The sequence below is a fragment of the Acinetobacter sp. IK40 genome, assembly GCF_035615075.1.
Taxonomy (GTDB): Bacteria; Pseudomonadota; Gammaproteobacteria; order Pseudomonadales; family Moraxellaceae; genus Acinetobacter; species Acinetobacter courvalinii.
The window spans coordinates 91416-111953 of sequence record NZ_JANBOE010000002.1 but is presented as its reverse complement, the minus strand read 5'-3'; the positions used below and the strand labels follow the sequence as shown (position 1 = coordinate 111953).

22 protein-coding genes are annotated in these 20538 nt (G+C 42.4%); 7 read left to right on the top strand and 15 right to left on the bottom strand.

Features of this window, described 5'->3' with window-relative positions:
• Positions 1 to 88: 88 nt before the first annotated feature.
• From MSG93_RS04455 to MSG93_RS04400, 12 genes are all read right to left on the bottom strand, one after another.
• Positions 89 to 394: a hypothetical protein gene (locus MSG93_RS04455; RefSeq protein WP_005286255.1), complete on the bottom strand. Its 306-nt coding sequence runs from the start codon at positions 392 to 394 to the stop codon at positions 89 to 91.
• A gap of 206 nt (positions 395 to 600) precedes the next feature.
• Positions 601 to 1584 carry a DNA polymerase III subunit delta' gene (locus MSG93_RS04450; RefSeq protein ID WP_279695195.1) on the bottom strand — a complete coding sequence of 328 codons (984 nt, stop codon included), beginning with the start codon at positions 1582 to 1584 and terminating at the stop codon, positions 601 to 603.
• A 4-nt stretch (positions 1585 to 1588) separates the two neighbouring features.
• Entirely contained in the window at positions 1589 to 2350 is a 762-nt protein-coding gene (kdsB, locus tag MSG93_RS04445) for a 3-deoxy-manno-octulosonate cytidylyltransferase (RefSeq protein ID WP_324620715.1), read from the bottom strand.
• A gap of 9 nt (positions 2351 to 2359) precedes the next feature.
• The gene (gene lpxK / locus MSG93_RS04440; RefSeq protein WP_324620714.1) at positions 2360 to 3367 is read right to left on the bottom strand and encodes a tetraacyldisaccharide 4'-kinase; all 1008 of its coding nucleotides are present in this window, start codon (positions 3365 to 3367) and stop codon (positions 2360 to 2362) included.
• A gap of 2 nt (positions 3368 to 3369) precedes the next feature.
• The gene (gene msbA / locus MSG93_RS04435) at positions 3370 to 5097 is read right to left on the bottom strand and encodes a lipid A export permease/ATP-binding protein MsbA (RefSeq protein WP_324620713.1); all 1728 of its coding nucleotides are present in this window, start codon (positions 5095 to 5097) and stop codon (positions 3370 to 3372) included.
• Positions 5094 to 5522, bottom strand: coding sequence for an ExbD/TolR family protein (locus MSG93_RS04430; RefSeq protein ID WP_005230836.1), 429 nt, complete (start codon positions 5520 to 5522; stop codon positions 5094 to 5096). Before MSG93_RS04430 ends, msbA begins: the two co-directional genes overlap by 4 nt.
• Before the next feature lie 14 nt (positions 5523 to 5536).
• A complete protein-coding gene (locus tag MSG93_RS04425) occupies positions 5537 to 6166 on the bottom strand; it encodes a MotA/TolQ/ExbB proton channel family protein (protein WP_262753536.1) in 630 nt (209 codons plus the stop codon).
• A gap of 47 nt (positions 6167 to 6213) precedes the next feature.
• Entirely contained in the window at positions 6214 to 7101 is an 888-nt protein-coding gene (locus MSG93_RS04420) for a ParB/RepB/Spo0J family partition protein (RefSeq protein WP_005230838.1), read from the bottom strand.
• Positions 7098 to 7880 (bottom strand): ParA family protein, encoded by a 783-nt coding sequence (locus MSG93_RS04415; RefSeq protein ID WP_324620712.1) that lies wholly within the window; start codon positions 7878 to 7880, stop codon positions 7098 to 7100. The genes MSG93_RS04420 and MSG93_RS04415 overlap by 4 nt, the downstream gene beginning before the upstream one ends.
• A gap of 17 nt (positions 7881 to 7897) precedes the next feature.
• Entirely contained in the window at positions 7898 to 8533 is a 636-nt protein-coding gene (rsmG, locus tag MSG93_RS04410) for a 16S rRNA (guanine(527)-N(7))-methyltransferase RsmG (protein WP_324620711.1), read from the bottom strand.
• A 452-nt stretch (positions 8534 to 8985) separates the two neighbouring features.
• Positions 8986 to 9675, bottom strand: coding sequence for an N-acetylmuramate alpha-1-phosphate uridylyltransferase MurU (gene murU, locus MSG93_RS04405; protein WP_324620710.1), 690 nt, complete (start codon positions 9673 to 9675; stop codon positions 8986 to 8988).
• The gene (locus tag MSG93_RS04400; RefSeq protein WP_005286286.1) at positions 9675 to 10688 is read right to left on the bottom strand and encodes an aminoglycoside phosphotransferase family protein; all 1014 of its coding nucleotides are present in this window, start codon (positions 10686 to 10688) and stop codon (positions 9675 to 9677) included. Before MSG93_RS04400 ends, murU begins: the two co-directional genes overlap by 1 nt.
• A 118-nt stretch (positions 10689 to 10806) precedes the next feature.
• Here MSG93_RS04400 and MSG93_RS04395 point away from each other — a divergent pair, with 118 nt between their 5' ends.
• Together MSG93_RS04395 and MSG93_RS04390 are read left to right on the top strand one after the other, a co-directional pair.
• A complete protein-coding gene (locus MSG93_RS04395; RefSeq protein ID WP_324620709.1) occupies positions 10807 to 13278 on the top strand; it encodes an LPS-assembly protein LptD in 2472 nt (823 codons plus the stop codon).
• Complete coding sequence (locus tag MSG93_RS04390; protein WP_262764290.1) at positions 13278 to 14594, top strand: peptidylprolyl isomerase; 1317 nt, start codon at positions 13278 to 13280, stop codon at positions 14592 to 14594. Before MSG93_RS04395 ends, MSG93_RS04390 begins: the two co-directional genes overlap by 1 nt.
• 105 nt (positions 14595 to 14699) lie before the next feature.
• On the opposite strand, the gene fba is transcribed toward MSG93_RS04390, so the two are convergent.
• From fba to MSG93_RS04375, 3 genes are all read right to left on the bottom strand, one after another.
• Positions 14700 to 15737 (bottom strand): class II fructose-bisphosphate aldolase, encoded by a 1038-nt coding sequence (gene fba / locus MSG93_RS04385; protein WP_005230849.1) that lies wholly within the window; start codon positions 15735 to 15737, stop codon positions 14700 to 14702.
• A 203-nt stretch (positions 15738 to 15940) separates the two neighbouring features.
• Positions 15941 to 17092 carry an ATP-dependent RNA helicase RhlB gene (rhlB, locus tag MSG93_RS04380; protein WP_005230851.1) on the bottom strand — a complete coding sequence of 384 codons (1152 nt, stop codon included), beginning with the start codon at positions 17090 to 17092 and terminating at the stop codon, positions 15941 to 15943.
• 101 nt (positions 17093 to 17193) lie between these two features.
• The gene (locus MSG93_RS04375) at positions 17194 to 17406 is read right to left on the bottom strand and encodes a cold-shock protein (protein WP_004653893.1); all 213 of its coding nucleotides are present in this window, start codon (positions 17404 to 17406) and stop codon (positions 17194 to 17196) included.
• Between the two features lie 356 nt (positions 17407 to 17762).
• Here MSG93_RS04375 and MSG93_RS04370 point away from each other — a divergent pair, with 356 nt between their 5' ends.
• From MSG93_RS04370 to MSG93_RS04350, 5 genes are all read left to right on the top strand, one after another.
• Entirely contained in the window at positions 17763 to 18002 is a 240-nt protein-coding gene (locus tag MSG93_RS04370) for a sulfurtransferase TusA family protein (RefSeq protein WP_005230859.1), read from the top strand.
• 131 nt (positions 18003 to 18133) lie between these two features.
• A complete protein-coding gene (gene rpoH / locus MSG93_RS04365; RefSeq protein ID WP_005230860.1) occupies positions 18134 to 19003 on the top strand; it encodes an RNA polymerase sigma factor RpoH in 870 nt (289 codons plus the stop codon).
• Between the two features lie 107 nt (positions 19004 to 19110).
• Positions 19111 to 19476, top strand: a complete 366-nt coding sequence (locus tag MSG93_RS04360) for a DUF423 domain-containing protein (RefSeq protein ID WP_324620706.1) — start codon at positions 19111 to 19113, stop codon at positions 19474 to 19476.
• A 9-nt stretch (positions 19477 to 19485) separates the two neighbouring features.
• A complete protein-coding gene (gene thiS, locus MSG93_RS04355; RefSeq protein ID WP_005286303.1) occupies positions 19486 to 19683 on the top strand; it encodes a sulfur carrier protein ThiS in 198 nt (65 codons plus the stop codon).
• Positions 19684 to 19706: 23 nt separating this feature from the next.
• Complete coding sequence (locus tag MSG93_RS04350; protein WP_324620705.1) at positions 19707 to 20492, top strand: thiazole synthase; 786 nt, start codon at positions 19707 to 19709, stop codon at positions 20490 to 20492.
• Positions 20493 to 20538: the final 46 nt, after the last annotated feature.

Below are 20538 nucleotides of genomic sequence, written 5' to 3'. Positions count from 1 at the left end.
GAAAAGAAATGACAAGAAATTTAAGGACTTGATTAAAAAAACCGCTGTCATCAGCGGTTTTCAATTCAATCCTGCAAAATAAAGTGGTTTATTTTTCAGTACACTTATAATCAAAGTCTAATTTACTGATCATTTGATCAGTATTTCTGGCAATGACCGAAATATTATTGGCTCCAGCTTCAATATAGAATTTGCCACTAAACTGACTGACGCCTGAACCTCGGACATGATTAAAAGAATAACTGTACACACATTCGTAAGCCTGTGACCCTGTATTGGAGGCATTAATCTGAAAAGACGACCCATTAATATTTGAAACGAACTTGGGTTCAGCCACTGCCATAGCTGGTAAAAGCATACAAGACAATGCAATCGCGATAGATTTGTTTTTCATCTCGATATTCCTTATTTTTTAATATTATTGTGAAGTGTTTCACATTTTATATTCTTTTTTGATCAAGGATTAAAGAGCAATGTACATTTTAGATACAATTTTTATATAAATCTCGCCAAGCAGGATAAGGTATTTATTTTAAAACATTTCCTTTACCCTGCTGTTTTACTCAGATCACAAACCAGCAGAATGATTTAAATATAAACTCAAGCCACATTCATGAGCTGAATAAACAGCTCATCCATGACCAGTTGTGTTTGAACATTCTGCTCAACCATGCGTTTTTTCTGTTGTAAGTCAGAATAGATGGTAAACAGCTGCTCAAGGTTATAACACTCAACCAGCTGACTAAAATCCAGATCATCATTCTTAAGTGACTGATTAAGTTTCAAACTCACCAAATCCCCCAGCAGATATTCAAACATGGTCAAGAATTCAGAAAAACTGAGCTCTTTAGACCACTTATTTGAGTAATGCAAAGGCATGTTTTTTTCCGCAACCAACTTCAGCCAGTCGGCAAGAAAGAGAGTACGTTTCTGCAGCCAGTCACTTTTTTCAATTTCAATCGCGGTCAGCGGCATATCATTGGCAAGATTTAATAATAATGACACTTGTTGCGATGAAATTTCTGGAATTTGCTGTTTGACAAAAGTCTGCGCATCCTCAAGCGTTAAACGATCTAATGCAAAATGCTGTAATCGACTGCGAATCGTGGCAGGTAATTTCAAATAATGATCGGCAAGTAAAATTAATACGACGCGCTCGCCGGGTTCTTCCAGTGTTTTCAATAAAGCATTTGCCGAAGCCGTGTTTAAGGCTTCTGCAGGCTCGATGACCACAACACGCCAGCCTTCCCCGGTTTGTTGCACAAATGGCAGTAAGTCACGTATTTTCTCGATTTTGATTTTTGCGTTTTGTTTTTTATTTTCTTCGTCTGTGGTGATATGTACATAATTCGGATGCGTATCCGATTTCAGCCACTGACAGCTAGTACATTCACCACAAGCCGCTTGCGCCTGTTTATTTAAACAAAGCACCCAAGCGACAAAACGTTCTGCAAACTCTTTTTTGGCGCAGCCTTGTTTGCCATAAAACAGTAGCCCATGTCCAAGATGAGGAAATCGTGTACTGAGCAGTTGCCATGTCTGTGCATGCCAAGGATAAAGAGTTTTAGTTTGTGTATCGACCATCATCTTATTCAAATGCACTTACAGGTAGAGTATTGAGACGATCTAAATCTGCCTGTGTGTCTACGCCTGGTGGTAAATTTGCTTCTGCAATATCAATGGCAATACGATGGCCATTTTCCAAAACCCGTAATTGCTCAAGGCTTTCCAGCTTTTCCAGATTACCCTGTTGCCACGTCACATATTCTTGTAACAATTTCACACGGTAAGCATATAAACCTAAATGGCGGAATGCCTGGGTATGTAATGCGGCGATAGCTTGCTTGGCGCCATCACGATCATAAGGAATGGTCGCGCGACTGAAATAAAGCGCCTCATTACGCTTATTCATTACCACTTTGACGATGCTGTCACGTTGAAATTCATCTAATTGATGAATCGGTTCACACAAGGTCGACATTGAGCATTGCGGATGATCAAGCAAAAGCTGTGTGACCTGCTGTACCAGTTGAGCTGGCAATAAAGGTTCATCCCCTTGTACATTGACAATCACATCATCTGCTGCCCACCCCTTAATGCGCGCGACCTCACTTAAACGATCGGTACCAGAGGGATGTTCAGGATGGGTTAGAACCACATCTACGCCTTCTGCCTGACAGACTGCTGCAATACGCGGATCGTCTGTTGCAACACACAAATCATCAAAACCGGCAACTTTTTTCGCCTGATCCACCACACGCAAAATCATCGGTCGGCCATGAATCAGGAGTAAGGGTTTTCCTGGCAAACGAGAGCTCGCAAAACGAGCAGGAATAACAATATGCTTCATGATAGATCTCTAAGAAAGTTGAATGCCAACCTGTTTTAATTGTTGCTTTAATAGCACATAACAGTCAGGCGACAATACGGCTTCGACGGGGACCACCCAGATCGGAATATTAAATTCAGGGTGTTGCTTTAATAATGCCTTAAATTTTACCGCATCTTTTTCAGTGGTAATGATTGCATCAGGATTATCAAAGCTTAGATCAGCGATTTCATAATCATGATGATCGGGAAATTCATGTGCCTGATACTGGTTAACATCTAACTTGTTCAATGTCTGATAAAACCGTTGGGGAAAACCAATGCCGACCACCGCATTAAAATACTGTTTCGGATCAAACCAAGGCGTATCCAGATGAGGATTGAGCAGATAAGGCTGACCCACTTCCAGATGCATATTCTGCCGAAGTTGTGCCGCTTTGGTATGTTCAATCACCGTACTGTGGTTTAAGCGAGATTTAGGTTCTCTTAAATAACCTTCCGGCAATAGTTTCTCATTGCCTAGACCACGATGCTGATCCAGCACAATCCATTCTATATCGCGAGCTAGAGCCCAATGCTGTAAACCATCATCACTAATAATCAGATCAAGCTGCTCATTTTGCAGTAAGAGTTCAATTGCAGCCTGTCGATTGGGACCAACAGCCATAGACACCTGAGTCGACTGGACGATCAGACAAGGTTCATCGCCAGCAATATCCGGTTCGGATGTTTGGCTAACCAAAAGCGGAAACGGCCCTTCAGCTCCATAACCCCGACTAATCACGCCGACCCGGACACCCTGCTGTTGCAAATATTTGACCAACTGGATCAGCAAAGGGGTTTTGCCGCTACCACCGACTGTAATATTACCAATCACCATGACCGGAACGGGGGCTTTATAGACCTTTTTTAATCCACTTTTATAAAGTGCCTGATTAGTACAGAAGCCCAATCGATATAACCATGACAGTGGGCGCAACACCACCAACCATGAAGCCTGTTCATTCCAAGCATCCTGTATACGTTGCGCCATCGACATGCTTAGTCTTCCTCAAAATTGCGTTGATGTAATTGATAATACATACCATGCTTGGCCAACAACTCAGCGTGGGTACCCTGCTCAATAATCTGGCCTTTATCCATTACCACAATCAGATCGGCATTCTCAACGGTGGATAAACGATGGGCAATCACAATCGTGGTACGCCCCTGCATTGCTTCATCAAATGCTTGCTGGATAAAATATTCAGACTCATTATCCAGTGCACTGGTTGCTTCATCAAGAATCAAGATTGGCGAATCTTTAAGAATGGCACGGGCAATCGCAATACGTTGACGCTGACCACCAGAAAGGTTTAAGCCCTGCGCACCCAGAATGGTATTGTAACCTTGTGGCAGATTCATGATGAAGTCATGGGCATAAGCTGCTTTTGCTGCCGCAATCACCTGCTCATCACTTGAATCCTGTAATTGACCATACGCAATATTGTCACGTACTGAACGGTTAAATAGTACAACCTGCTGATTCACTGTGGCAATTTGAGAGCGTAAATAAGCCAGCTCGATCTCTTTGACCGCAATGCCATCATAATAAATCTGACCTTCGCTCAACTCTTGAAAACGTGGCAACATGTTAACCAATGAAGTTTTACCCGCACCAGAACGCCCCACCAGCGCGACCGTTTGCCCCGCCTTGATGGTTAAAGATAAATCTTTAATGGCATGAGTACCATCGTCATAACGCAAGTTGGCATGATCAAATTGGATATTGCCTTTTAAAACCGGTTTTAACTGACCATTATTCACTTCTTCAGGTAAATCCAATAACTCAAATACCGAGTGTGCTGCAGCCAGACCGCGTTGCAGTTTTTCATTGATATCGGTCAAATTCTTTACCGGTTTAGAGATCAAACCAGCAGCGGTAATGAATGAAATAAACTCACCAGCAGAGGTATCACCAAATACCTGTGGACGAAGTGCTAACCAGAGGATAATCGCCATCGCCATCGACAACAACAGCTGAATGATTGGGCTGTTAATATTTTGCACCACAACCATTTTCAGGCCGCGACGTAAGTTTTCCTCAGAAGACTTATAAAAACGCTTCTGCTCGAACTCTTCGCCGGTAAAGCTCTTTACCACCGAGTTTGCAGTAATGGTTTCCTGTACCACATGGTTTACATCGCCCATGGTATTTTGTACCTGAATCGAGAGCTTACGCATCTTCTTCGATGCGATTCTGACCAGAATACCAATAAACGGCATGAATACCACGATACACAGGGTTAAACGCCAGTTGGTATAAAGTAAATAACTCAACAGGCCAAGAACAATCAAACCGTCTTTAATCAAGGTCTGCAAAGACTCAGAGGACGCTGCGGTAAGCTGCTCAACGTTATACATCAGCTTTGCGCTGATATGACCGGCACTGTTATCAAGATAATACTGAGCTGGCAGTCTTAAAAGCTTTGCATAGACTTCCTGACGAATACTGAATACCAGACTCCGTGAAATCACCGCAGAGAAATATCCACCGAGGAACAAACCCACGCCACGGAAAAACATAAGCAAGACAATCAGCGCAGGAAACCAGTCCAGATTCTCTCGACTACCATTTTGAATTGCATCGATAATGTATTTCAGCAACTTTGCCACAGAGACTTCTGTGGCAGCATTGATACCAAAACCAAGCAAGACAAATAAGGCAACGCCCCAATAAGATTTTAAATATGATATTAAGCGGACATAAACCTTAAAATCTTGATTCACTCAGTAAAACCTCTAGTTGGAACTTTAGTGCTGATATTGACGTTGACGAAGCCGAGCTGACCAGCCACATCCATCACCCGAATCACGTCTTGATGAGTGGCTTTTGCATCAGCAGCAATAATAAACATCAAATCGCGACGATCTTGTGCCACCTGCTTGATGGCCGTACTTAAATCAGCAATATCTTTACTGGATAAAGCCTGGCCATTCACAGAATAATGCCCTGTGGAGTCTACCATGATTTCAATTTTATGATCGAACTGTTTAGGCGGAACACCTTGCGCATCAGGCAGTGTCAGATTTATACGACTTTGCTGACTAAAAGTCGTGGATAATAATAAAAACACCAAAATAAATAACAAACAGTCAATCATTGGTGTCAAATTAATATGAATATCTTCAACTTGAGAACGTTTAAATTTCATGATGCCACCCCGGCTCAGCTTGCGCGACGGTGTTCTTGTAAAGGAGACGCTTTTTTATAAAAAAGCGCAGCATGAAACAAAGTCGATTGCTGTTCCAGCTCTGCAATATATTCATGCACGACACGTTGAAAATAACGATAGGCAATCATGGCAGGAATCGCAATCAGCATCCCCACTGCAGTAGTAATTAAGGCTTTTGAAATGCCGGGCATCATCATGCTGGCATTACCCGCAGAGCCCACATCAATCACCAGGAAAGATTCGATAATTCCCAGCACCGTACCCAGCAACCCCAGCAAAGGTGCAATTGCACTTAAAGTTCCAAGAAAATTAATATTTTTTTCGAGTGCGCCGATCTCTTGTGAAGCAGTTGCTTCCATTTGCGCACGTGCAAATTGTTCACCTTGTGCCTGATGATCATAACCTGCTTTTAAAATGCGTCCGAGTGGACTTTTTAAAGCTTCATCTTGCTCAAGCTGAGCAATTACCGTGTCAGCATCTGTTACATTGACCAGTAAGGCCTGAGGTAAAACTTGTGATCGCTTTAAACGAATATAGCGTTCAATCGTAATCGCAACCGTAAAAATTGATGACAGAATAAGGGGCAGCATTAACCAGCCACCCGCTTTCACAAGTTCCCACATATTATTCCCCAATAATATTTAAAATATAAAAGGACGTATCCTAAATATTAGTTAGGCAAACAAATATTGAGGATTCCATCCAACTCATCCAATGAGTGATAGTGAATGACCATTTTTCCTTTACCTTTCTGGTTATGGTCAATTTTGACATTTGCTCCGAAACGCTCTGAGAGTTTCTGGGTCAATTGTTCAATGTCAGGAGAAAGCTGCGCCTTTTCCTTTTCAGGTTTTGGTTCACTCCACTCACGTACTAACTGTTCAGTTTGACGTACCGACAAGCCTTTTTCAATCACGATTTGCGCCACTGAAATCTGGTCTTTGGTTTTTAACGCAAGAATGGCACGTGCATGTCCCATATCGATTTGACCCTGTTGCATCAGGTCTTTAATCGGATCAGCAAGGCTTAAAAGGCGCAATAAATTACTGACCGTGGTACGCGCCTTGCCAACGGTATCAGCAATTTCCTGATGGCTTAAACCAAACTCGTCATGGAAACGCTGTAGAGCCATTGCCTGATCAATTGGATTTAAATCCTGACGCTGAATGTTTTCAATTAACGCCAAGGCAATCGCCACCTGATCATTCAGATCACGGACAATTGCCGGAATTTCAGTCAGACCCGCCAACTGCGCTGCGCGCCAACGACGCTCACCGGCAATAATTTCGTATGGATGCTGTTCATCCTCAACAGGACGAATCACAATCGGCTGCATAACACCATGTTTTTCAATCGATGCTGCAAGCTCTTGTAGATCTTGTTCCTGAATAAAGCGACGTGGCTGATATTCACCACGCTTTAATAAATTGACATCAATCTGCTTGAGTTGACCATGGTCTAAGGCCTGTGCTTCAAGTTGCAATTTCTCTTTCTGAATTGAACCTAATAGCGCATCTAAACCACGACCTTTAGCCAATCCGCGTTTTTTGATGCTCATACAGCACTTCCTTTTTTCACTTTACTTTTCTTCAATATTTCTGCAGCGAGATTCAAATATGAAACTGCGCCTTTAGAACTTTTCTCAAAATAGATCACAGGTAAACCATGGGCTGGCGCTTCCGCCAAACGGATATTCCGCGGAATCACGGTCTCGTATAGTTTTTTACCAAAATATTGCTCTAACTCGGCAGAGACATCACGTGTCAATGCATTACGAGCGTCATACATGGTACGTAATACCCCTACAATTTCCAAGTTTGGATTCAGGGCTTTTTGTATACGGTCAATGGTTTGTGTCAGGTCAGCCAAGCCTTCCAGCGCATAGTACTCACATTGCATTGGAATAATCACGCCATTCACGGCAGCCAAAGCATTGACCGTAATCAGACTTAAGCTTGGTGCGCAATCAACAATAATATAGTCAAAAGCAGAAGCGACTTCTTGCAGTGCGTTTTTCAGAATGAATTCACGTCCTTCCTGCTCTGCAATTGCCAGTTCCACCCCAGCAAGTTCACGGTTCGCACCTAAAACCTTATAACCGACTTCTGCTTTTTGAATCGCAGTTTCAATCGGCACTTCACCCAGCAACACATCTGTTACCGAATACAGTAAATCATTCTTTTGAATGCCAGACCCCATGGTGGCATTCCCTTGTGAGTCCATATCAATCAACAAGACACGTTTTTTCAAGATCGCCAAAGAAGCAGCAAGATTGACTGCTGTCGTGGTTTTCCCTACACCACCTTTTTGGTTTGCAATCGCAATAATTTGAGCCATGATTACCCTTAATATTTTTATTGAATACGTTGAAGTAAAAGTAAATGACGTTGTTCATCTAATCTCGGGACACGAAGTTCAATGATCTTACATGAATACTCATCTTTCATTTGCTCAATTTCATCAGCTGGAATCAAGCCTTTCATTGCAGCAATAATACTCTGCTCATGCATATATGGTTGTGCTGCATCGACAAAGTCAGTCAAAGACGCAAATGCGCGACTTGTAATGACATCGAACTGACCAAGCTCACCAATACTCTCTTCATTTTCAACACGTGTCTGAACGGCAATGACGTTTTGCAGTTTCAAATCAGCAATAAACTGCTTCAGGAACCGGATCTTTTTCCCGTTCGAATCCAGCAGCACGCAAGCACGTTCTGGCTGACATAATGCAATGATCATGCCCGGCATTCCACCGCCAGTCCCTACATCTAATAAACGACCTTGTGGTAAATCATTCAGGATACTTAAGCTATCCAATAAATGTTTAACCAGCATTTCTTTCGGCTCACGAATCGCCGTTAAATTATAGGCCTTATTCCACAGCACCAGCGCATCTTGATATTTCAATAAGAGTGTTAGGGTGTCCTCACTCAGGTTCAGACCCAGAGCTTGACTACCTTGCTTTAATTCTTGAAAAAAAGGATGCATAACAGTGCAACATCTCGATAAATTTGCTGTGCAGTATACCGATTTCTGATACAAGGCACAGTAGGACTTGTTGAACGATTATGCAGTTAATCATTTACAGACATGATAAACTGCACAATCCATTAAGTTTTTGTCTTTTCTTAGGCAAATCCAAGATAGACAAAGCAATTTTTTTAGGGTCTGTTGACATTTCAGCCATGCATTGCGTTATGGCTAAAATGACATAAACAAGGCATGAAACGCTGGCAATGGCATTCCCTTGTCAAGTTTCATAACGCAGTTTATGGAGATTTTAGCCTAACCCTACGGGACAGGGATATTTTTTGCCGCTACTGCGTTATGTCTTGCTTACTTAGAATAACTAAGTTGCGCAAAACATGCCTTGTATCATCTAAAAAATCTCCCCTGTCGCAATGAGAGCTATAGCTCGTAAGGTGAAGTGTAAACAGACCCTATGCAAACGCACCTTGCTTGATCTGCTGATCAAGCTGCTCTAGACGCTCAGGTGTCCCGACATCGACCCAGATCGCCTGCATCTTTTCTGCTGAAACTTGCTGCTGTTGCATCGCCTCTTTCAACAACGGTGCCAAAGGTCGCTTGCCATTTTCTAGCCCAATAAACATGTGTGGCGCTAAAACAGCAACACCGCTATAGGTTAAGGCTTCGCCCAACTGCTCCTGCTCAAAAGTATAAGCTAAATCATTTGCCAGGATGAAGTCTCCCTTTAAATGTTGAGGCGGGTTTTCGACCAAGACCAAATGCGCCTGCTTATCTTCTAACTGAACATTTAACAGCGTTGAAAAGTCCATCGTTGTCCAGACATCCCCATTCACCAGAATGAAAGGCTCATCACCCAGTAATGGTAAGGCATTGATGATACCGCCTGCCGTTTCCAGACCTTCACCTTCGTGCGACCACAAGATCGTCACACCAAACTGAGAACCATCACCCAACGCAGCAACCAACTTATCACCTAACCACGCGGTATTGATTACAATTTCGGTGACACCAATTTTCTGTAGTTTTTCAATGTGCCAGACAATCAGCGGTTTCCCACCGACTTCTAGTAGCGGCTTTGGTGTATGCAACGTCAGTGGACGCATGCGATTACCTAAGCCAGCGGCAAGAATCATCGCTTTCATTATGCTGCAACCTCGTAATCACCGTATTTGGCAATAAACTTAGGCATCACCACATCATTGATAAATTGCATAAACTCATTCAATTCATCATAGCCTTGGCTTTCTTCAAGTAAGTACCACATTACACGTGGTAAATCTTTTAAATAGCCTGATTTACCATCACGTTCAAACAGACGTACAAAAATGCCTAAAATCTTGATATGGCGCTGAATCGCCATCAGGTCGGCATCACGTTTAAACTGCTCAAAACTACGATTTTCCTTGGCAGAAGCTGGCAACAAGTTATAGAACACTTCAAACCATTGATACACACGTTCAGCATTCCACTGCACATAGGCGTCACGGGTAATCGAAATCAGGTCATAGGTATCCGCACCAATCACCGCATCCTGAAAATCAATCACCCCCAGTTCCTGTTCACCTTCAATTTTCATCAGATTACGACTGTGAAAATCACGATGTACAATCACTTGTGGCTGTTGAGTCGCTTCAATTGCCAGAAAGTCAAACGCTTGCTCAATGGTTTCCAACTGCTGCTCTGTCGGTTGAATGTCTAATGACGGTAACATCCACTCGGTCAGCAAACGCATTTCAGCCATCAACTTGTCGTAAGAATAAGCAGGTAAATGAGCCTGCCCATCCACCTGTTGCAATTCAATCAGCTGTTTAAAACTTTGCGCATAGTAGTCATCTACTGTCTTATCATTCAGTAAGGTGGATAGCACCACATCACCAAAATCTTCCAGTAGCAATAAACCCAATGTCAGGTCTTTGGCAACGATATGCGGAACACGCACACCATTTTTATCAAAGAACTCATCGATATTTACAAATGGTGCACAATCTTCTTTTTCAGGCGGCGCGTCCATGAGCATATATGTTTTGTTTTGTAACTTAATTCGCGCATAACGACGAAAGCTTGCATCTCCTGCTAAAAAGTTGATCTCGAACTGATCGGATTGGAGAGTGGCATGAAGCCAAGTTTGTATCAATTGTTCACGTTGTGTATTCATTTGCAATAAAATCTAAAACTAGCTGAGATTTTGAAAGCTTAAGTGTAGCCACTTATCAACTTTTTCTCTATGATGCGACAATAATTAATTGTGAATTAGCGTACTGGTTAATGAGACAATGAAACATCAGTTTAAATTTAATCCTTTAGCAACAGCTATTTTGACACTCTTGTGCGGCGGCTCGATTCAATCCAGTTTCGCGGCACCAGCTGATGCTGTCTCTACGCTTGACAACAAACAGCTCAAAGCAGCCATTCGAAATCAAGGACAGCAAGACCAGGAAAGTTATCCTGGAGAAAGTTTTTTCCAGCAATATTACGTAGACAAATCTGCACCAGAAGCACAATTGCGCGACAACCGCTATTTAAGCTCCTCTTTTTGCCAAGGTACCTGGGTTACGCCGATTAATCCCGAAACCAAGGCAGGCGATGCAAGTACAACCACCTCGGTAATTACAGCGGATTATGGACACTACAATCCAGCGGGTGACTCTGTGCTTCAGGGCAACGTGGTTATCGATCAGGAAGGTCGCACTATTCGTGCCGATCAGGTGACTATTGATTCGACTCAAACGCATGCCAATGCCGAAGGCCGAGTGCAACTAGCGCAATCTGGCCTGCTCACCCAAAGTGATGCGATTAACTATAATTTAAAGACCCAGACCGGGGATTTAAATAACAGTTTCTATATCTCAGAACAACAACATGCACATGGTCATGCCAGTCAGATCAAACGTGCCAATGAAAATCTGGTGATCTTTAAAGATGCGAGTTATACCGCATGTCCACCAGAACAAAAACCGGCATGGAAGATTCAGGCCAAAGAAATTGAGTTAAATCAGGATACAGGTCGTGGTGTGACCCGTGGTACAAAATTTTACGTAAAAGATGTACCCGTCCTTGCCGTTCCTTATTTCAATTTCCCAATCGATGACCGCCGCACCACAGGTTTACTCAGCCCAAACTTTGGCTACAGCAATGATGGTGGCGCTCAACTTGCTGCGCCGGTTTATCTCAACCTTGCACCGAATTACGACCTTACGCTTACACCAAGCTTTATGAGCAAACGCGGTGCTAAATTAGATGCCGAATTCCGTTATATGACTGAAAACTTCGGTTCAGGTCGTATTTGGGGTGGTTATATTGCTCAAGATAATCAATATGATGATCAGGACCGTGAAGACCTTCACTTTCTTCATAACTGGAATATTAATGACCAGTGGTCGACCAATCTAGAATATAACTACGCATCAGATAAAGATTATTTTGCTGACTTTAATAACAACCCCAACACCCGTACTGATCTGAATTTACGTCGTGCCTGGGAACTTAACTATGCAAATGGAATTCCTGGTCTTAGAGCGCAGTTAAAAGTCGAAGACTTCCAGACGCTAGATAAAACGATTAAAGATGCAGACAAGCCTTATGCCCGACTGCCACAATTCTTATTAAATTATGTCACGGGTGACCCACAAGGTCTGCAATATGAATTTAATAACGATACCGCATACTTCAAGAAATCAATTGAAGATGGTTCTGCGCTGGAATCAAGCGGTACCCGTATCTACAACCAGTTTGCAGTCCGATACAACTACCTGACGCCATCATGGTTCTATGTTGTGCCAGAAGTTTCTGTGCGTAGCATCAACACCTTCTTCGATCAGGATTCAAAAGAAGGTCGTGGATTATCGGCTTCTGATGATTTAGAAAAATCAGTGGTAGTACCACAGTTCACCCTAGCAACAGGGATGACCTTTGAAAAAGACGGCAAGTATTTACAAAGCATTTCACCTCGTGCTTTTTATGCTTATTCGCCTTATAGAAAGCAAGACGATCATCCAAACTTTGACTCAACTTCTGCGTCAATCAATTACGATCAACTATTTAACCCCTATCGTTTCTATGGGCATGACCGTTTAGATGATAATAATTTCTTGTCACTGGGTGTAACTTATAGCCTTTTAGATACCGAAGGTTTAGAACGGATTAAAGCCAGTGTCGGACAAAGTTATTATTTTAGTGATCGTCGTGTCAGCCTAAATGAAAAACTGGATGAATTTGACACCCAACGCCGTACCGGCCCTATCGTCAGCCTGTCTAGTCAGCTTAACCAGAACTTTACCATTAGCTCTAACTCAGCCTGGATGGAAAATGGCGATAATGCGCAACGCGATTTCCAAGCCTACTATACCGGTGATAAAGGTAATCTATATAACTTAGGTTATTTCTATAGAAAGAAAATTGAAGATCGTCAAAATTCTTATGACCAAGTGGTTGCATCCTTTATACAACCTGTAAAAGACAATTGGCGTATTATGGGGCATGCTCAATATGACATCGACAACAACGTGATGCGTGAATATTTACTTGGCGTAAATTATGAATCTTGTTGTTGGGCTGTGTCAGTCTATGGCCGTTCTTACTATAACGATCTGGATGATCCAAATACCCCAGATGTGCGTAAAAAGAATGCGGTTATGGCTGAATTCACACTAAAAGGTCTTGGTGCTTTAAACAATAAGCTCGCTTCACTTCTGGAGAGTAGAGTTTTAGGTTTCAACAAAATTAATCAATCTTGGACACAACGTTAATGAAGATAAAACCTTTTCAACATATCTTTAGAGCCACTGTTCTCGCTGCCCTAATTTCTTCATCAATGCAAAGCTTTGCTCAACCAACGGATGAGGTTGTGGCAATTGTGGACAATAGTGTCATTCTTAAAAGTGATTTAGAACAAGGTGTTGCTGAAACAGAACATCAATTAAAAGCACAAAACAAAACAGTTCCACCGCAACAGTACTTGCAAATGCAGGTTTTAGACCAACTGATTGTCCGCCAAGCCCAGCTTGAACAGGTCAAGCGTTACGGCATTAAAGCAGATGAAAAAACCTTAAATGCTGCAGTGCTAAAAGTTGCCAATCAATCCGGTGCCAACTCGCTAGAAGCGTTTCAGCAAAAACTAGACGCTATTGCGCCTGGTACTTATGAAAACTTGCGTAACCGTGTTGCGGAAGACCTTGCTATTGGCCGTTTACGTCAACAGCAAGTTATGTCACGCATCAAGATCAGTGATCATGACGTTGAAAACTTCCTGAAATCTCCAGAAGGTCAGGCCGCACTCGGTACACAGGTTCACGTGATTCATATGCGTATTTCCGGTGACAATGCCGATGCCGCTCAGCAAGTTGCTCAACAGGTTAAACAATCCCTATCAACCAGTGATGATCCTAAAGCCATCAGCAGCAAACTTTCGACCGGTGCTGTAAAAGTCGATGGTCTTGATATGGGCTTCCGTTCATTATCAGAGATTCCGACCGAACTGGCAGCGCGCATCACACCACTTCAAGTGGGACAAACAACTGAACTGATCAATGTTCGTGATGGCATACATGTCTTAAAGTTACTCGAACGCAAACAGAATGATCAAAAAGCACTGGTTCCACAATACCAGACCCGTCACATCCTGATTCAGCCTTCTGAAGTGGTGAGTCTAGATCGTGCCAAGCAAATGATTGATAGTCTGTACAAACGTGCTAAAGCGGGTGATGATTTCGCGACCTTGGCTGCAACTTATTCAAATGATACAGGCTCAGCACGTGATGGCGGTAGCTTAGGCTGGGTTAGTCCTGGTGTGATGGTGCCTGAATTTGAAAAAGTCATGAAAGAGACTCCTGTTGGACAAGTCAGCCAACCGTTCCAGAGTCAATTCGGCTGGCATATTCTGCAAGTAACCGATACTCGCCAGCAGGACATGACCAAAGAAGTGCAAGAACGTATGGCACGTCAAATTCTGGGTGAACGCCTATTTGATACTGAAGTCGATAGCTGGATGCGTGAACTTCGCGCCAATGCTTATGTTGAAATCAAAGACGCCAACCTGGACTCTAAAGCTCAGCAAAAAAAGTAAGTTAAGCTCAAGTAGAATGCCAGCAATGTGCTGGCATTTTATTTTTCCAAAAATGACATAAAAAAATAGCGGACTAGCCGCTATTTTTTGTGCATTACAAATAAATTATTTGTAACGATCAACCATTTTCTCTAAAGAAATTGGACGAATCTTGTCTGCATGCCCTGCGGTACCAAATGCTTCGTAACGCGCAACACAGATTTCTTTCATTGCTTCAACAGTTTCGCCAAAGAATTTACGTGGATCAAATTCACTTGGTTTTTCTGCCATCATACGACGCATTGCGCCCGTAGAAGCCAAACGTAAATCGGTATCGATGTTAATCTTACGCACACCATGTTTGATCGCTTCAACCAGCTGATCTACAGGCACACCATAAGTTTCTTTAATATCACCACCGTACTGATTAATCACAGCTAACCATTCTTGCGGCACAGAGCTTGAACCGTGCATTACAAGATGCGTGTTTGGCAATGCAGCATGAATTTCTTTGATACGGTCAATTGCAAGAATATCGCCTGTAGGTGGACGAGTAAACTTATACGCACCGTGAGAAGTACCAACAGCAATTGCTAAAGCATCTACATTGGTATCCGCCACGAACTGGGTCGCTTCTTCAACAGAAGTCAGTAATTGAGAATGATCGAGTACACCTTCAGCGCCTACGCCATCTTCTTCACCCGCCATACCGGTTTCAAGGCTACCCAGGCAACCAATCTCACCTTCAACAGAAACACCGCAAGCATGCGCCATTGCAACCACGCGACGGGTTACATCAACGTTATAATCATAGGTTGTTGGTGTCTTACCATCCGCACCCAGTGAACCATCCATCATCACTGAGCTGAAGCCCAACTGGATCGAACGTTGGCAAACATCTGGACTTGTACCATGATCTTGATGCATTACCACTGGAATATGTGGCCACTCTTCAATCGCAGCTAAAATAAGGTGACGTAAGAAAGGTGCACCTGCGTATTTACGCGCACCAGCCGAAGCTTGCACGATGACAGGTGAATTTGTTGCATCCGCAGCGAGCATGATTGCACGCATTTGTTCTAAGTTGTTTACGTTAAACGCTGGTACGCCGTAGTTATATTCTGCAGCGTGATCCAAGAGCTGGCGCATTGAGATTAGAGCCATAATATCCTCCCAGGTAATGCGCCATATTCTACATGTTGATTTATTTCAATTCAGCAACTAATCACAGGAATTATAAAAAAATCTTTAGTGTTTTGTGTAATTTGGGTAGCAAATCTTACTAAATAATCAAAAAGGCCAAATCGCGGAATGATTTGGCCTTTTTTTCAGAAGCAATTGTTAGTCTTAATTAAACATATTAAGACTTAGCAATAACCTTCTAAACGCGTTAAAGGCAATTTCTTACCAATCGCTTTTTCAATTTCAGGCAAATAGAAAGCATCATCTTCCGACAAGAAGCTGATACTCACGCCTTGTGCACCCGCACGACCTGTACGGCCAATACGATGAACATAATCATCAGACTGTTCAGGCAAGGTAAAGTTAATCACATGCGAAACACCATCGACATGGATACCACGCCCCGCAACATCGGTCGCGATCATGATATTGTTCTTACCCTGCTTGAATTGATCTAGCATTTTCAGACGCTTATCTTGTGCAATTTCACCCGATAACATCCCCACACGATAACCATCACGTTTCAAATGATCATATAAACGACGCACCTGATCACGACGGTTGGCAAAGATCATCACTTTATCAATCGGTTCTTCACGCAGGATTTCTTGCAACAGTTTGTATTTATCTTCTTTCGCAACCACATAAACCCGCTGTTCAACATCGTTATTGGTTTTTTGCTCAGGCTCGATTTCAACTGTAACCGGCTCAAACAACCATTGACGGGCAAGATTAAGCACATCATAGCTAAATGTTGCAGAGAACATCAGGGTTTGGCGTTGCTCTTTAAACGGTGAAAAACGAACAATTCTCTTCACTGACGGGATAAAGCCCATATCGAGTAAACGATCCGCTTCGTCAATCACCAAGAATTCAATTTTGTCTAACCAGACTTCTTTTTGCTCGACAAAATCAATTAAACGGCCTGGTGTAGCCACAATAATATCGACAAAATTACGGTCCAGCATTTTCTTTTGCTTTTCAAAATCTACACCGCCCAACAAAGTGACCAGATGCAAATTTGAAAATTTGGTTAATGCTTGTGCATCACTTTCGATCTGTAACGCTAACTCACGAGTTGGCGCTAAAATTAACGCACGTGGCTCACCACGAAAACGCTGTTCTTGAACTGGATTATTCAACAGATCATTGATCACGCTAATCAAGAAGGCAGCCGTTTTACCAGTACCCGTTTGTGCCCGACCAATGGCATCATGCCCTGCTAATGTATATTTTAAAACCTTTTGCTGAATTGGGGTCATTTTTGTAAAACCCAAAGCATCAATCGCTTTCTTCAACTGCGGATGTAAATTTAAGGTTTCAAAACCAGTCGTCATATATGCTCTCGAACCATCAATGACCAAAAGAAAGTGGCTATTATAAACAAAAACGCCCCAAATTACATTGGAGCGTTTTTATATTGCGTTAAGGCAACAAATTAGTCTAAAGGCTGAACGTTTTCAGCTTGGAAACCTTTTTGTCCTTGAACAACACTGAATTCTACACGTTGGCCGTCACGTAAAGAACGGTGGCCATCGCCCATAATTGCGCGGAAATGAACGAATACGTCATCACCACCATTACGCTGAATAAAACCAAAGCCTTTAGTGTCGTTAAACCACTTTACTACGCCTTGTTCACGAGCTGTCATAAGTCAATCCTCAGATATTGAAAGATAAGGACCTTCCGGTGTTGCAAACAGCAGAGCCAACAAGGTTTTAAAATATTTATAATTTTAAAGCTTGTAATCATTCTGTAAAACTATCAACAATTTCCGGTTACATCCATTTGTTATAGGGTTTATTACATTAATTGTGTATTAAACTCTTCCTAAAACGCATCGAGCTTATCACGGGTTTATGACAATTAATAGAATTATTTTTAGTTATTTCCATCTGTTCTATCTGTTTTTTTCAATAATTTAGCTGTTTTTTTAATGGAATTTTTATCATAAAAATTACGCAGAAATTTGTTAAGATAATTTTGAATGAAGTGATTTAATTGAATATGACCGACACAATCAACACCCCGGAAATCATTGATGCATTAGGACAACCCTGTCCTATGCCCTTGCTGATGTTAAAACGCGCTTTAAAAAAAGCGGACCATTCCAAACAGTTTTTGTTGAAATCATCTGATCCACATAGTGAAATTGATGTAACACGATATTGCCAAATTCAGCAACTTCAATGCCAGACACAAAAAATTTCAGAGCACGAATTTCACTATTTAATTGAATCTATGTGATTCTTTGCTAAACTCTTGGTAAAGATAAAATAGTTTACTTTACATTTCTATACTCAAATTTCCTTAGTGATGAAGAGCATTCGCATTAAGATGAAATTGTTGACTTAAATACCATCCTATAAGGAGAATCCATGACTACTGACAGCAGCAATCAATTGATGCCCCTGTCATTGTCTGCGCCAGGTGTAAACCTTGGTGCATATATCAGTACTGTCAATCAAATTCCAATTTTAACGGCCGAGCAGGAAAAAGAACTTGCTGAGCGTTACTATTATGACCAAGACCTTGATGCTGCCAAACTTTTGGTAATGTCACATCTCCGCTTTGTCGTACATATCGCACGTAGTTACGCAGGTTACGGATTGCCACAAGGTGATCTCATCCAAGAAGGTAACCTCGGACTCATGAAAGCAGTGAAACGTTTCGACCCTAATATGGGGGTTCGTTTAGTTTCTTTTGCCGTGCACTGGATTAAAGCTGAAATTCACGAATATGTGATCCGTAACTGGCGTATCGTCAAAATTGCGACCACCAAGGCACAACGTAAACTGTTCTTTAACTTGCGTAGCCTCAAGAAATCGAGCAAGCGATTGACTTTGGAAGAAGCCAAATCGATTGCCAATGATTTGAATGTTACACCTGAACAGGTGTTAGAAATGGAAGGTCGTTTAACTGCCTATGATGCTGCGTTTGAAGCTCAAGGCGATGATGATGACGATACCCCGCATACTGCACCAGCATTGTATCTCGAAGATAATCGTTACGACCCTGCACGTCTGATCGAGGAAGAAGATTACGAAGAGCAAAGCACTTCTGCCTTGCATGAAGCGATGGACCAGCTTGATGATCGCTCACGTAATATTTTACAGCGCCGCTGGTTAGATGATGACAAATCCACTTTGCACGAACTGGCTGCTGAATATAACGTTTCTGCTGAACGTATTCGCCAGCTAGAAAAAAATGCAATGGAAAAAATCAAAACCGCCATGTCTGCGAGTTAAGATTACATCAAACACAAGGGCTTTCATGCCCTTTTGTTTTATCTGGCTTTGTTTAAACACCCGAATATGTTAACTTTGTTCATCAAGTTTCTAGTTCCATTATCATTATGTGGATAGCAATCTCGGCGCTTAATCTTGCGCTTGCAGTGATGTTAGGCGCTTTCGGTGCCCATGGCCTCAAATCTTTTGCCACACCAGAACAACTGGCTTGGTGGAATACAGCAACCCAGTACTTTTTCTATCATGCGATTGGATTACTGGTTTTAGGTGTCCTACATAAAACCACTGCAACCTTCCCTATAAAAATTCCTTATATTTTGATCCAAATTGGCATCATCTTTTTCTGTGGTTCGTTGTACATTATGGCGCTTGGTCTGCCTAGAATCTTAGGTGCCATCACCCCGATTGGCGGTGCATTTATGATCGTGGGCTGGATCATGCTCGCATGGCAAGCGATCAAGCATGCGAAATAAGGATTTATCATGCATATCTATTTAAACGGCGAGTCAACAGACACGTCTTGTGAAAATCTGCAGCAACTCATTCAAAGCCTGACGCTTGAAGGCAAACGTTTTGCTGTAGAAAAGAACCAACAGATTATTCCGAAAAGTAGACTTGAGCAGACATTGATTGCTCCTGAAGATCGTATTGAAATTATTCAAGCTGTTGGTGGCGGCTAATTGGCTAAAAATGGAGTAAGCCCATGCAAGATTCCCCTTTAATTATTGGTTCACGTACATTTCAATCACGTTTATTGGTCGGAACTGGTAAATATAAAGATTTAAATGAAACAGACTTAGCCATTCAAGCAAGTGGTGCAGAAATTGTCACCGTTGCGATTCGTCGTGTGAATATCGGACAACATACCGATCAGCCGAATCTGCTTTCAGTGATTCCACCAGAGAAGTACACCATTCTGCCGAATACTGCTGGCTGTTTTGATGCAGATAGTGCGATTCGTACCTGTATGCTGGCTCGTGAATTACTTGATGGTCACAATCTGGTAAAGCTGGAAGTACTCGGTGATGAAAAAACCTTGTACCCGAATGTGACAGCAACGCTTAAAGCAGCGCAAACCTTGATTGATGATGGTTTTGAAATCATGGTTTATACCTCGGATGACCCGATTGTTGCCCAAGAACTTGAGAGCATGGGTTGTGTTGCGATCATGCCTTTAGGCAGCTTGATTGGCTCTGGTCTTGGTATTTTGAATCCACACACCATTTCAATCATCAAAGAAAATGCCAAAGTTCCTGTATTGGTGGATGCCGGTGTGGGTACTGCCAGTGACGCTGCCATTGCAATGGAACTTGGCTGTGATGGCGTACTGATGAACACGGCGATTGCTGCAGCTCAAAATCCAATTTTAATGGCTTCTGCGATGAAAAAAGCCGTTGAAGCAGGTCGTGAAGCATTCTTGGCGGGTCGTATGCCTCGTAAGCGTATGGCCAATGCCAGCTCGCCTGAGACAGGTTATTTCTTTAAGTAAGAAAAGAAAAAGCAAAGGGAGCTATTTGCTCCCTTTTTTAATCGCC